The organism is Staphylococcus sp. MSU001 (assembly GCF_052976705.1).
In genome coordinates this window covers 60,133-72,686 of the sequence record NZ_JBRIKK010000015.1, presented here as the reverse complement: position 1 = coordinate 72,686, position 12,554 = coordinate 60,133, and the positions used below count along the sequence as shown (strand labels likewise).

General features: G+C 27.6%; 14 protein-coding genes and 2 pseudogenes. 6 read left to right on the top strand and 10 right to left on the bottom strand.

Annotated features, from left to right (window positions below):
* Nucleotides 1-657: 657 nt before the first annotated feature.
* Nucleotides 658-1,061: pseudogene (locus tag ACVBFA_RS08410) on the top strand (DUF1433 domain-containing protein).
* A pseudogene (locus ACVBFA_RS08405) lies at nt 1,051-1,140 on the top strand (DUF1433 domain-containing protein); the annotation flags it as partial. The pseudogenes ACVBFA_RS08410 and ACVBFA_RS08405, both read left to right, overlap by 11 nt.
* Before the next feature lie 204 nt (nt 1,141-1,344).
* Here the strand turns inward: ACVBFA_RS08405 and ACVBFA_RS08400 are convergent.
* Nucleotides 1,345-2,652 (bottom strand): TrkH family potassium uptake protein, encoded by a 1,308-nt coding sequence (locus ACVBFA_RS08400; RefSeq protein ID WP_002487174.1) that lies wholly within the window; start codon nt 2,650-2,652, stop codon nt 1,345-1,347.
* Between the two features lie 224 nt (nt 2,653-2,876).
* On the opposite strand from ACVBFA_RS08400, the gene ACVBFA_RS08395 reads away from it, so the two are divergent.
* Nucleotides 2,877-3,221: a DUF4260 domain-containing protein gene (locus ACVBFA_RS08395; RefSeq protein ID WP_002487175.1), complete on the top strand. Its 345-nt coding sequence runs from the start codon at nt 2,877-2,879 to the stop codon at nt 3,219-3,221.
* A gap of 222 nt (nt 3,222-3,443) precedes the next feature.
* On the opposite strand, the gene ACVBFA_RS08390 is transcribed toward ACVBFA_RS08395, so the two are convergent.
* Together ACVBFA_RS08390 and ACVBFA_RS08385 are read right to left on the bottom strand one after the other, a co-directional pair.
* Nucleotides 3,444-3,860, bottom strand: coding sequence for a VOC family protein (locus ACVBFA_RS08390; RefSeq protein ID WP_002474943.1), 417 nt, complete (start codon nt 3,858-3,860; stop codon nt 3,444-3,446).
* 1,462 nt (nt 3,861-5,322) lie between these two features.
* A complete protein-coding gene (locus ACVBFA_RS08385) occupies nt 5,323-5,826 on the bottom strand; it encodes a YagU family protein (protein WP_002487167.1) in 504 nt (167 codons plus the stop codon).
* Between the two features lie 285 nt (nt 5,827-6,111).
* On the opposite strand from ACVBFA_RS08385, the gene ACVBFA_RS08380 reads away from it, so the two are divergent.
* On the top strand, nt 6,112-7,053 hold the full coding sequence (locus ACVBFA_RS08380) for a cation diffusion facilitator family transporter (RefSeq protein WP_002445993.1): 942 nt from the start codon (nt 6,112-6,114) through the stop codon (nt 7,051-7,053).
* Between the two features lie 396 nt (nt 7,054-7,449).
* Here the strand turns inward: ACVBFA_RS08380 and ACVBFA_RS08375 are convergent, their stop codons facing one another.
* Complete coding sequence (locus ACVBFA_RS08375; RefSeq protein ID WP_095658922.1) at nt 7,450-7,524, bottom strand: epsilon family phenol-soluble modulin; 75 nt, start codon at nt 7,522-7,524, stop codon at nt 7,450-7,452.
* Between the two features lie 896 nt (nt 7,525-8,420).
* Between ACVBFA_RS08375 and ACVBFA_RS08370 the strand changes: the two genes are divergently transcribed.
* Nucleotides 8,421-8,621, top strand: a complete 201-nt coding sequence (locus ACVBFA_RS08370; RefSeq protein ID WP_001829681.1) for a cold-shock protein — start codon at nt 8,421-8,423, stop codon at nt 8,619-8,621.
* Between the two features lie 618 nt (nt 8,622-9,239).
* Here the strand turns inward: ACVBFA_RS08370 and ACVBFA_RS08365 are convergent.
* The 3 genes from ACVBFA_RS08365 to ACVBFA_RS08355 all read right to left on the bottom strand — a co-directional run bounded on the left by ACVBFA_RS08365 (nt 9,240) and on the right by ACVBFA_RS08355 (nt 10,618).
* On the bottom strand, nt 9,240-9,464 hold the full coding sequence (locus tag ACVBFA_RS08365) for a hypothetical protein (protein ID WP_002474944.1): 225 nt from the start codon (nt 9,462-9,464) through the stop codon (nt 9,240-9,242).
* A gap of 24 nt (nt 9,465-9,488) precedes the next feature.
* Nucleotides 9,489-9,773, bottom strand: coding sequence for a hypothetical protein (locus ACVBFA_RS08360; RefSeq protein WP_001829635.1), 285 nt, complete (start codon nt 9,771-9,773; stop codon nt 9,489-9,491).
* Nucleotides 9,774-9,871: 98 nt separating this feature from the next.
* On the bottom strand, nt 9,872-10,618 hold the full coding sequence (locus tag ACVBFA_RS08355; RefSeq protein ID WP_070593324.1) for a poly-gamma-glutamate hydrolase family protein: 747 nt from the start codon (nt 10,616-10,618) through the stop codon (nt 9,872-9,874).
* 213 nt (nt 10,619-10,831) lie between these two features.
* Between ACVBFA_RS08355 and ACVBFA_RS08350 the strand changes: the two genes are divergently transcribed.
* Nucleotides 10,832-11,065 (top strand): hypothetical protein, encoded by a 234-nt coding sequence (locus tag ACVBFA_RS08350; protein ID WP_002445996.1) that lies wholly within the window; start codon nt 10,832-10,834, stop codon nt 11,063-11,065.
* Nucleotides 11,066-11,122: 57 nt separating this feature from the next.
* On the opposite strand, the gene lnsA is transcribed toward ACVBFA_RS08350, so the two are convergent.
* The 3 genes from lnsA to tsaA form a co-directional block, all read right to left on the bottom strand.
* Complete coding sequence (gene lnsA / locus ACVBFA_RS08345; protein WP_002490730.1) at nt 11,123-11,677, bottom strand: lipoprotein N-acylation protein LnsA; 555 nt, start codon at nt 11,675-11,677, stop codon at nt 11,123-11,125.
* Between the two features lie 189 nt (nt 11,678-11,866).
* Nucleotides 11,867-12,055 carry a type II toxin-antitoxin system toxin TsaT gene (tsaT, locus tag ACVBFA_RS08340; RefSeq protein WP_002445998.1) on the bottom strand — a complete coding sequence of 63 codons (189 nt, stop codon included), beginning with the start codon at nt 12,053-12,055 and terminating at the stop codon, nt 11,867-11,869.
* A 24-nt stretch (nt 12,056-12,079) separates the two neighbouring features.
* The gene (gene tsaA / locus ACVBFA_RS08335; protein ID WP_126122707.1) at nt 12,080-12,337 is read right to left on the bottom strand and encodes a type II toxin-antitoxin system antitoxin TsaA; all 258 of its coding nucleotides are present in this window, start codon (nt 12,335-12,337) and stop codon (nt 12,080-12,082) included.
* Nucleotides 12,338-12,554: the final 217 nt, after the last annotated feature.

Genomic DNA, 12,554 nt, shown 5'->3' with positions numbered 1-12,554 from the left:
GAGCCTGAGACATAATTCCTGGAAAAATAGCCAGTAAATGAGTTTTCATAAATTCATTTACTGGCTTCTTTATTTACAATACTTCGTGTTGTTAGCTCGCTTTTTTTAGGGGACAGCTTCAGCCTGTAGTCTTCAGCTTGTCCTATCCCCCTCAAGTTATTCAAAACTGACTGAGTCCAAAGATAAGCTTCGTTAAATTGATCAGTTTCTTTTGCATTATTTTGATCAACCATTTTCAGCCATTTATTATTTCCAACTGTACTCGGGTTAATTTCTTTTAAGGTAGTGTCTCTGTAAAAAGCTGCATTTAAAATTTTATCTGGATTAGTTTCAATTTCGATATCATTGGTACCTAAATATATATCAGTGCTAATATCTGCAGATTTATATCAATTTGTTCAAGCATAAACAAAACACCCAGTTTAATTATCAACATTTCCTTTACTGTTTTTTTGAGATACTCCTATTGTTTGGAAGTCGTTAACTTTATCGACCAGCGAAGCTTGAATTTTAAAATTTTGTTGAGTTCAATTTTGGGGTTCAATTGCTATCTTTTTATCTGATTGATGTATATTATAAACACTACTAGCTAGTTCGTGATATGTGTTATTTTTAGTATGAAGATTGTCCGTTATTTCACCTCAAAGGAATGATTTTTTGAATAAAAAAGTAATATTAATATTCAGTATATTAATTAGTATAGGATTAATTGTTGGTGTCTTCTATTTAAAAGTGAAGAATGACAAAGAAAAAGAAATAAAGCAACAATACTATGATGAACAAAAACAAAGGATAACTTTATATATGAAATATAATGTAAAAAATATAAGAAAGTTACTTTTACAAATGTTGAAGAGAATCCTTTAGATGGCTATGACATTAGTGGATATGTCAATCATAATAAAAAAGCCCATTTTACCGCGCATTTGAGATTAAATGAAAACTATCAATTTCAAGATGTGCTATCTTATAGTGAAGATTTTGAGAATATATTAAGTAAAAATACAAAGTCCGTTTCAGAAATAAAAAAAGAAGAGAAAAATAAACATATTGAAAATTAAAACTCTAATTTTATTAATACTAGTAATTGTAACAATACTTTTAAGCATCTATTTAAAAATGAAGTATGATTTAAAGGAAGACATTTTGAAACAGTAATGAGCAATCTAAATATAATAAAAAAGAAGCGCATTTGTAGGTTTATACTTAACAAATGCGCTTCTATATCCTTTTATAGTTAAAATTTTAGAACTTAAAATCATTTCAATTACGCTTTAAATAACTTAGAAATTATTCTCATATTTTTAAACCCTTGAATAGCAACTCTACAGTAATTGGAACTCATTATAAGTGAATGTGTCCTTTTGTATATCTATAATTTTTAGGGTCTTTAGGTGGAACAAGCGCTCTACTAATATTCAGTAATCCAATTTTACCACATAACATTACGATAATAATAATAAACTCAGTCCAATTATAGTATTCGGCAGTTAAATCCATAGTGAGACCGACTGTACCGAATGCTGATACGACTTCGAAGAGTATTTTGATTAAAGGTATATTGGAATTGATTATGGTAAGTATAAACGTAACCATACCGATAAATGCAATAGAAATGAGAATAGTTACGAAAGACAACTGTATGTATCTTTCTGATATTTCTCGATTAAATATAGAGTTGTTTTTTTCTTTGCGTATTGTATTAAAAATAGCGATTGTTGCAACAACAAAAGTTGTAACTTTTATACCACCTGCAGCACTCAATGGTGCACCTCCAATAAACATAAGAGCCATAAGTAATAAAGCTGTCGGTGTTTTAATGTTTCCAACGTCAATTGTGTTAAATCCTGCAGTCCTTGTTGTCACTGATTGGAAAAATGCATTTCCTATTTTTTCAATTAATCCCATGTGTAGCATAGAGTTTTGATTTTCTAGTAAAAAGAAGAAAACTGTGCCTATCAAAATTAATAAACCAGTGGTAGTTAACACGAGTTTAGAGTGTAGGGATAATTTTCTAAAACTTTTGGCGTTCCACAAATCAACCACAACTAAATGCCCCAAGCCTCCCAAAATGATAAGTATTGGAATAGTGATAATGATTACCGGATCATTTGAAAAGTCGATTAAGTTGTTTTTAAAAAGGGCGAATCCTGCGTTGTTAAATGCGGAAACTGAAGTGAATAGACTTAAAAATAGACCTTTACCTATACCAAATTTTGGAATAAACGATAAACATAGACAAAGTGTACCAAATAATTCAGTGGCGATGCTGTATATGGCTAGATGTTTAATAAGTTTAATTACACCACCGGGTTCGTCAATATTCCAAGTAATCATAAATAAAATTCTATTGTTAATTGATATTTTCTTATTTAAAAAGATGAGAGTTAGCATTGCTACTGTAACAATACCTAATCCACCAATTTGTATAAGTAATAAGATAATGATTTCTCCAAAAATATTAAATTGTGTTCCGACATCAACTGGTGATAGACCAGTTACTGTGAATGCACTAGAAGCTACAAACAATGCGTCAATAAAGTTAATGGGTTTCTTTCCTGTATAGGGCAAATAGAGTAGAAAAGCACCGATTAAAGTTGTCAACAGAAATAACATAAGATAGAAATATAAAGGTTTATTTACTTTGCTCATAAATTTCCACCATTCTTTATATGAGTTATATAACAAAGATGATAATATCATAAGTGAATTTTAAAGTGTAATAACTTGTTAAAGTTTTTAAATATTTACTATTCACAATGAGTATAAACACGATATCAGCTTTAAAAAGGTGCTTAGCTTGAATAAGTGATAATTTTTAAAATTGTAGTAGTAAGTATTCAATTAAAATACATCAAAATAAAGTGGGGGTTAATATGCGTAGTTTAATTAAGTTGGAAAATGCATTTATATTTATAATCATAATCGCTGTTTATTTTAAATTAGAATTTTCTATATGGCTGTTTTTACTTTTACTATTAGTTCCAGATATTTTTATGTTAGGATATGTGATTAATAGAAAAACAGGTAGTTATGTCTACAATATTGGACATACGTATATCACACCTATAATTATCGCGCTATTATATTTATACATTGATGAAAAGTTACTTTTACAGATTGCTTTAATATGGTTAGCTCATATTAGTATGGATAGAACTATGGGTTTCGGACTTAAATATTCATCAGATACTGATAAAACGATAATACAAAAGATATAATCATAGTTTTCTGAATAGATATTTCAAGTTATACAAGTCATGGTATTAACGATTTAATATAATACAGTAATGGAGAGTGATCATTAAATTTTTTGAATTACTTGATTAAATTAAATTAGAAATGAAGAGTGTGAAATTATTATACTTTTAACTTAATTAATGACTGTTCATAAATAAAATCCCCTAAACAATAATTATTGTCTAGGAGATTTAGCTTATAGTTTAAAAAGTTTTTGAAGTATGTTGCATCAAGGTATTAAACTCTTCATTTCTTATGTTACTTTGTGTAAGCGTAATTAAATGATTATCTAAATCTTTAATTGTCATTTCAATAGAATTCCATGGTTTTTCTTCAAGATCTTCCACGATATATTGAGAAGATATTCGTTGTTTTAAAATTCGAATATTTGGTACAAGTATATTTGTATAAACTGCATTACCGACCTCAAACTGCTTGCCAGAAATTAACATTATATCTTGATATTTTGCTAATCGTAAATGTTCCATTAAAACTTGATTTTGTTCATTTTTAAATTTAAAAATACTTTTAAAACCTAAATTCTCTTGATACCACTCTGATGATTTCTCAATGTCGTTAACTAAAATTTTATTAAACATAGGCATACTATATAATTCCATAGTTAATCCTCCTTTATTGGTAAGATCAACTTTAATCTATAACGTAACGTCAATGTCAAGGACGATAAAACAAATGAAGTCGATAGTATCAACGGTTAATTTTAGTTTGTTTTCTAGGAGGCATTGTTGAAGTATCTTTAGTGATATTTTCAATGCAATTATTTTAATAAATAAAGTTAAGTGATCCATGATGGTTATATCTTTAATCATTAAAAGTTGGTATTAAAGGTAAGACATATATAGTGAATACATTAGTAATAAATAATAACGTATATGTTGAGATGATTAAATAAAAAAGAGCTATACATTAAATGATAGATTTTATCCATCTATACATAAAACGTTAGCCCTTATCTTTCGCTCAATTAAAAAATTTACGATTGTTGGTAAGTTTAATTGGTAGCGATAACTATATGCCTAAATAGTGTTTAGATATATAATGAACGAGATACCCCATTAAGCATAATACACCGAGTGATATAAAAACTGCAGAAAAATTTCTGCAATGACTTTTATAAGATAATCCTTGATTTTGTGCTAAAAAGAAACTAAAAATATATAGTCCGATTCCTATTATAAAAAAGCCTATAATTACGTATAACATATAAACCTCTTTCTATTTAGTTGAACTAAATGAAAATTTTTAATTTTTGTAATAATTATTTGCATCTAGAACTTTCTGTGCATCATCTCCTTCGTAATTACCATTGAGAATTTCGTCACGAATTTGCCTCTTACTAGAAGATAGTCTATTCCTAGTATTATTTCTCCATTCTTGATTTGGCATGTTCATATATTTGTTATTTGGCGTGTACTCAGGTTGTTATTGCAAATTGTTGAAGTGGTATTTGAATTTTGATTATATTGAGTATCTTTAGAATTATTACTTCCATCAATAGCTTGTTCTTGAGTTTGAATTGTATTTTGAGAGCTTTTAAGAATCATAAGTCACTGTAGTAATGTTCAATGAACTTATTCATTGCAATTCTTATGCTTGAGATGCTTTGTTTTTACTTTGACTTCTCATTTCAATATTTTTTCTGAGCTATATTTGGAGTTTAGACCACTTGCCGTTAAGAATAGTGATATTGATAAGAAAAACAACTAATATTTTAACTTTCATTAGTAATTTCTCCAAATACTAAATTTATATAACTATTAATTTGAACAGCGAAACGAAAATAACAAACGTATTCCATATTTATTCTTATATAAAACACAGTATACAATGTAAATTTATAACCGACAATATTAGGATTAATTGCTACTGTATTATAGAGAATATAAAATGTTGTCATTAACATATGATTTAAAAAATAGTATGATTGTTTATTACTATATGTAATAAGGGGAATGTGAAATCATGAAAGTATCAATACTATATTGTCTATAACGTTAGGAAATAAAAAAGTTCCAAATGAATACAAAAATGCAATTCTTTTGGAACTTTGTGTCTCATTAATTAATTATTTAGTTGAATATTATAGAAATACCTTCTGACCATTTCTATAACCATCATCCAAACAATGTGTCCGAAAAATTCTGATAGGTGTTCTGAAAATGGTTGATTAAAAGCATTAGGTACGACATGCATCATCGGCATTAAGATTAAATGAAAAACGATCCAAATAACTATACCAAATAAAGCACCATAACCTAATGTGATTTTTGTATATTTCTTTGCGATATAAATATAGATGATTGCAATAGCGATAGAAAAACTATAGTGTACGATAAAACTTATCCAAGGTAATGCATGCTCAGAAAAATTGTATGTGAGATGGGTTATATCTGACGGAATACCTAGTAATTGTAAGAGTTGTTGAGGTGGGTTAGTGGCATCTCTACTAGGTGTTCGGGGTGGGAACATTACCTCCCAACCTAGTTTGACTACACCAGATAAAAGTCCTGCTATTATGCCAGCTATTAGTAGTTTAAACCTACTCTGATTTTTTTGATGATTCATTTTGCATGTCTCCTTATGTTCCTCATTTATATTTAAACACCATTAGCGTTGTTAAAAAGAGAAACTTTAATAGAATTCAACCTAATTATATTACTTTTATGTCCTTTAAATGTTTAAATAATATGAACTTTAATTTAAAGGAAATGTTAGTTTTATAACATATTAAAAAATTGAGTTATAAAAAGTTAGAGAAGTTACAAACGAATACTCATTTAAGTTATTTAAATGAGATTAAGGGTATAATAACTTTAAAATTAAACAGATGTAAAAAGATGGAGGAAAAACATGGAAAATAAACCTGATTATTTTCACCACATTGAACATAGAAAGTTTCAAAGTAGCTCAAAAATTACATTATGGTTATCTTTAGTTATTACTATGATATTCACTGTAGTTGAGTTTGTAGGAGGTATTGTGTCAAATTCACTAGCGTTACTCTCTGACTCATTTCACATGCTAAGTGATGTTCTAGCATTAGGTTTATCAATGGTAGCGATTTATTTCTCGAGCAAGCCGCCTACAAAGAACTATACATATGGTTTTTTACGCTTGGAAATTATCGTAGCTTTTCTCAATGGCTTAGCACTTATTGTTATTTCACTAGGAATTATGTATGAGGGTATCATGAGAATTATACACCCTAGACCTGTTGAAAGTGGCATTATGATTCTAATTGCGTTTATTGGTTTAATTGCCAATATCGTATTGACCATCATTTTAATGATTTCTCTAAAAAAAGAGAATAATATTAATATTCAAAGTGCATTATGGCATTTCATTGGTGATTTATTAAATTCTTTAGGTATTATTGTGGCGTTTGTGTTGATTCATTTTACTGGATGGAACATTGTTGACCCAATTATTAGTATTCTCATTTCATTGATTATTTTAAGAGGAGGATACAAAATTATTAAAAATGCTTCAAAAGTTCTGATGGAGCGTGTGCCGGATCGATATGATACAGATGAAATTATGGGAGCAATGAAAGATGTTGAAGGCGTGATAGATATTCATGAATTCCATTTATGGAGTGTTACAACGAATCAAAGTTCTTTAAGTGCACATGTTGTACTAAGTGATGACTACATTAAATCGCCTTATGCTACAATAAATAAAGTTTCGGATTTGTTAAAAACACAATACGGTTTAGAACATGTAACACTTCAAATTGAAAATATAAACCTCAATCATTTAGATGAGGATTATTTCAAACAACTTCAAGAATAGGGGAGTAGTATTTTACTGATTAAGAGTTTTTTTGCATAAATAATGTGTATGAAAAAGTTACTTACACTCTAGTTATATAACTTTATCTTAATGAATTAAAAGGACTCCCAAATAAAGTTTGATGAGCATTATTTTATAGCCATTGGATACTAAATTTTATTATTCAAGTTTTATCTTTATGTCTTTTTGTGATGAAACTTGATAACGTTTGTAGAAATATTTTCACTAATTCTATTAATAATTCTGCCGTTATGACTATAGTTCTACTTCATTTTTCAGTGTGCTTTTTTGAAGTTGAATTTTGAATAGTATTGATTGAGCTATGTTCAGCGTCAGACAATCATTAACGTAAAAAACCCCTCTAACAGGAGGGGCGGAGTAGAGAATAGTTTAATATTATTCGTTTTCGTTATTACCGAATAAACCTTTGATGAAAGAGATAACTTTTTTAACTAAGTTAATGATGAACATGTGACTCACCTCCTATGTATTTGTTAACTAAATTATAGTATTGAACTAAAGTAATTGGGTTTCTAGTTCTAAAGTAATCAAAAAATATTCTTAAGTGTAAAATAATTTCAAAAACAAAATAACTTTGAATTCTTTTCTGTTTCGAAAAATATGATATAATTTATGTATTTTATAATTATTATATGTTTGATAAGGATTAATGTTTTAAAAGTAGGGAAAGAAAAAATTCTTGAAGAATTGTATTTCTTTCCCTAACTTTTTAACATGTAGAACATTCAAGTAAAATTCAATACGTTATGTCCTAACAGTTGAAAATGATTGATATAAATGTGTTTGTAATGTAGTCGTGTGAGATAAAATGCCTAAAGGTTTAATTATTAATTGTTCTCTTAAAGGCTTTGATTATTTTTCATCAGTTTTAAAAACATCTTTAAAAAATTGAACACCTTTATTTAATAAATCAAAAATAAACATGAAGTACACCTCCAATTCAATTGATTACAGTTACATTGTATTTGATTTATTTGATTAAAAGTTTAAGTTTGCGTAAATAGTAATATTAATTGCCACGCTGTTAAAAAAATAAATGTAAGAAAATAATATAGTTCTTAATCGTTAAATGTATTTATGATTTTATGAAAAGCTCATTTTGATTCTGAGTTTTAATAAACTATTAATCTGTACAATACCTTATTTATATAGCTTTTGACATTATTGAGAGTTCTAAAATTTATAAAATATAGAAAATACTTTACTTTTCCAAAAATAAGCGTATAGTAGTGATTAAGTAATAAAGTACGTGAAGTTGATTGTGGAATTATTTTTATAGAATATTCTCTTTTAATTAATGGATTTGTTACAAATATTTAGTGCAAAAGCACGTGGAGGTATTCTATATGAATAACGGTACAGTTAAATGGTTTAATGCAGAAAAAGGGTTTGGTTTCATCGAAAGAGAAAATGGCGGAGATGTATTCGTGCATTTCTCAGCAATCGTTGAGGATGGTTATAAATCTTTAGAAGAAGGCCAAAGCGTTGAATTCGATATTGTCGAAGGAGAACGTGGAGAACAAGCTGCAAACGTTGTTAAGATGTAATAATTATATATCTTTACTAAGTCTAGGACAGAAATAACTGTCTTAGGCTTTTTTTGTTGATAATTAAATTAATATTCAGTCCTTTAGTCAGATCTTCAACTGGTAGTTCGAATATCAATTTGTTATGTCTATAAAACATCTCTATTAAAATTCTCTATATAGCTTTCCACGTTGCATTTTATAGAATTTCTTGTGTGTAATTCTTTTTTTATTGTTGATTTATACTTATTAATATACTTTTTTTGGTTTTGTTTTAGAGCAAGTTTATCTATGATGATGATTGATGTATACCATAAGATCATAAAATTAAATAAAAGATAGCAATGAAAAGTGTAGTTGTTTTATAACGATTACTATATTTTAAATGTTAATTCTATTATATTTGTAGTAAAAACCTTTTTGAAATAAAAAAACGCCAATGCAGTTACTTTAATAATGACGAAAATTAAAGTCTGCACGGCGATAACAAGAAGTAATGTTAAACACTCACAGAGTGTAACATGTATAGGTTATCACAAAAATATATTTATATCTAACTAAATTGCTCTAAAGTGATGTGCTTTTTAAAAATCTTCTAAATAATAATTGAAACAATTATAAATTAAATAGTTACTTACTTTAAATTGACTGTGACGATCGATCAAACACACTAATCTCTTTCTCATGTATAGAAACAACAAGTGTGTGGTCATAAATTTGAATGTAATCTGTATTTAAGGCATTAAATTCAGCAAGTATTTTAAAAGAACCATTTCGCAATGGTTCTATAATCGAAATATCATCATGATTGTTTTGAATAATCAATTGTCGTTTGGAGTGATTGTTAATTGTCCAGTCTTTCATATTCATCACCTTACTTGTAATTTTTTAACCAAAGCTACGCTCAATTTCTGTAAAAGCTTTTGTTGTAACCTGAATATTATATATTTTGTTATCTTCAACCTCGCCATCTAAGTAACCTTCATTTATTAAGACTTTACAGTTATGAATGAAATCTTCATATTTTCTATCACAAAAATAATCATCTTGTGCCGTTACAGAATCTTTAAAATGATTAGCTTCTTCTTCTGGTTGCCCCGCATTAGACCTTTCCATATATAATTTATAAAATTTAGCTATTGTATATTTTTGTTCTTTTGTAAGGTTTTCCATCAAAATCTGCCTCCGACTATATTAAATAAATATTATTCCACTTATTAGATTTTAAGTAAGTGCAATTTTTTTAAGCATTACAATATTTATTTTAAAATTTAATTTACCTTTTCGATACCTTTTTGCACTGCGTTCGCAAATTTGTAAAAATCTTTAGTATATTTATCTGAATCACTACGTGTATGTCGATCTAATTTATAATGTTTGAAAAACTGTTTTCGCAATGCAGTCGTGAGTTCTAATTGGACACCTGAATTAGATTCATTTTTATTAGCTATATTATCTGATGACTTTGCATCGATTCTGTTAGGACTTTCTTTTACAGTAAAGTCTTTTTTACGCAATTCTTTTGCGATAGAGTGAGACATCTCTTTATCTTTACCTCCGATATAAACAATAGGGTCATCTCCAGAGAATCCATGTATAGATAATGTTTCTTTAGTGTTTTTAAGTAACTTATCTAATATAGGTTCGTTAAAATGAGTGGATGTTACATGTAGTTGATCGTTATTAGATTTTCGAAGACCTTCAAAGGTATAAAAATTATATTTTCCAACATTGGAAATACGTCGTGCAATTTCAGTCGTACCAGGTTCGATACCTCCACCGTGAATTGCAGTGACTAAAATATCCTTATTTTTACGGTGTTTTGTTTTAATACGCCAATCTTTATTTTTTATCGTATCTTTTTTTAATTCAGTAAAATCTGCGTATCTATCCGTAGAATGAGAACGGTTTGTCTTTAAAGTATTAAAAAGTATTACAACAACAACACAAATTGCGATAATAACGATTGTCAAAATAATATAATATAATCTCGAATGCTGATTGTCTTTGTTTCTCATAGTAACTCCTTTTTTATATAAACAATAAATATTCTTAAATATTTAATAAGGTTATAAATTTAATTCCATTTAATTATTATATACTAAATTTTTACTATATATTTTCTATACCCATTTTGAATGGATACTAATTAATAAAATAAAAGAATTCAAAATCTTCACATTGTTTTAACAATAATGTGGTAATTTATAGTAAAGGGATGTGATGGTGTGATGAATAAAAATCTATTAAAAAAATACTTGAATGATGATAGTTTCAAAGCAGTTGTCGTTGTTATTGGGAATAAGAGAATTGTATTAGAGAATGATATTCATGTTGATTATGAAAACGAAGTTATTATTTATCCATGTAAAAATTGTACACGTATTATACCGTTTAGTTCAATTTCCTATTTAGAACTTATTGATAAGCAAGACCAATTTATTAACTTTTTTAAAGAAGGATGACTATAAATCCCAATGGTAATGTGAAAACGGAATAAGTTCACGTTACCATCGGGATTTTTAATATGTTTTTACTAATTTTAATTTATATTCATCTGTAAAATTATCTGTTAGCGCATAGGGTGAAATAATATATAAACCGTGATCACTTACGGAATTTTTGTCTACCCCGTATTTATATGCTTGATATATAATTTTAGTGCAATATGTAAATGTTTTGCTTTTTAAGTTGAGTGTAACAAGATATTCGCTATCACTGTTCTCATAATGATTCTTTGCCCATTGAGCTGCTTTTGATCCAGCGTTAGGGTGTGAACATCTATAGACTTTTATCCATTCATTTTTACCTTTTCCATATCTGTCACGATAAGATTCAAAATCTTCCGTTAATGGTTTATCCCCGGGGCCTTCAATTTGAAGTACAGTGTCATGATCAATTGCCAAACTACAGTGACCAAAAAAACCATTTAAAACAGGACCTTTTGTAATAATAATATCACCTGGTTTTAGCTGAAAACTTTTATTATCATTTGCAAAACTTTGGTTGGTAAATAACATGAGACTAAAAATAAAAAATATAAATGTTAAGTATATGCTTTTAGATGTTAATTTCATATATTTATAGAAGCTCCTTAAATGTTTCATAAAGCTAGTTACAAAAATAATTGATTTACATCAAATATAATTTAGTAAATCATAATCACGCTATTAAAAAGCATCTCAAAAAGAATACATTGTTTATCTTTTTGAGATGCATAATATAGTATAATGCCTTTTCACTAGAAGTGATTCTATTTCTACATATTATAAAATTCCGAATATAAAAGTATAAATTAAGATGGCAAAACCAAAGATTAAGAAAATTACAGTAAAACCTAGATAAGATTCTTTTCGTTCTTCTCTTTTAGTTTTAAGCATTGTTACCAATAATATCGTTCCTGCGATGATAAATAAGATAGAAAGCCACAGCAAAATTTGGAAATGTAAGCTCATTGATACCCCTCCCTAATCAAAAATTTAGACAAATTCATAAAAAATCGGATAAATATAATATAGTGCTAAGATAATGTTGATAAAAAATAATATTTCACTGAATAAATCACTATAGATAATTACTAAGGTCAAGCTTGAAAAAAGAGCAAAGCCACAAATTGTTAAACCAGGTATTAACCATAACTTATAATCAATATTTGCGTTATAGGTTATGAGAATGTTAAATGTAAAAAATAAAATGGTGAATATCAAGTTGAATACATTTGCTTTGTTTAATTTCATAGGTGTTACACCTCATTAGATACTGCTTGATAGAACTAAGTTATTTATATACTATAATATCATTTATTTCATACAGGTAAATATATTACCTTTAATAAAAAATATTTTATTTGAGACATACACATTATCGACGTTCTTATGGTGAAAAATTTAGTAATACTTTATAATATATATGAATCGATATAATGTTATAGTTGTTTTTAAACCTTTAACAATT

Coding starts and splice junctions, on each gene's coding strand:
- ACVBFA_RS08400 (WP_002487174.1), bottom strand. CDS start 2,652: ATGAGCAAAGTAAATAAACCTTTATATTTCTATCTTATGTTATTTCTG.
- ACVBFA_RS08395 (WP_002487175.1), top strand. CDS start 2,877: ATGCGTAGTTTAATTAAGTTGGAAAATGCATTTATATTTATAATCATA.
- ACVBFA_RS08390 (WP_002474943.1), bottom strand. CDS start 3,860: ATGGAATTATATAGTATGCCTATGTTTAATAAAATTTTAGTTAACGAC.
- ACVBFA_RS08385 (WP_002487167.1), bottom strand. CDS start 5,826: ATGAATCATCAAAAAAATCAGAGTAGGTTTAAACTACTAATAGCTGGC.
- ACVBFA_RS08380 (WP_002445993.1), top strand. CDS start 6,112: ATGGAAAATAAACCTGATTATTTTCACCACATTGAACATAGAAAGTTT.
- ACVBFA_RS08370 (WP_001829681.1), top strand. CDS start 8,421: ATGAATAACGGTACAGTTAAATGGTTTAATGCAGAAAAAGGGTTTGGT.
- ACVBFA_RS08365 (WP_002474944.1), bottom strand. CDS start 9,464: ATGAAAGACTGGACAATTAACAATCACTCCAAACGACAATTGATTATT.
- ACVBFA_RS08360 (WP_001829635.1), bottom strand. CDS start 9,773: ATGGAAAACCTTACAAAAGAACAAAAATATACAATAGCTAAATTTTAT.
- ACVBFA_RS08355 (WP_070593324.1), bottom strand. CDS start 10,618: ATGAGAAACAAAGACAATCAGCATTCGAGATTATATTATATTATTTTG.
- ACVBFA_RS08350 (WP_002445996.1), top strand. CDS start 10,832: ATGAATAAAAATCTATTAAAAAAATACTTGAATGATGATAGTTTCAAA.
- lnsA (WP_002490730.1), bottom strand. CDS start 11,677: ATGAAATTAACATCTAAAAGCATATACTTAACATTTATATTTTTTATT.
- tsaT (WP_002445998.1), bottom strand. CDS start 12,055: ATGAGCTTACATTTCCAAATTTTGCTGTGGCTTTCTATCTTATTTATC.
- tsaA (WP_126122707.1), bottom strand. CDS start 12,337: ATGAAATTAAACAAAGCAAATGTATTCAACTTGATATTCACCATTTTA.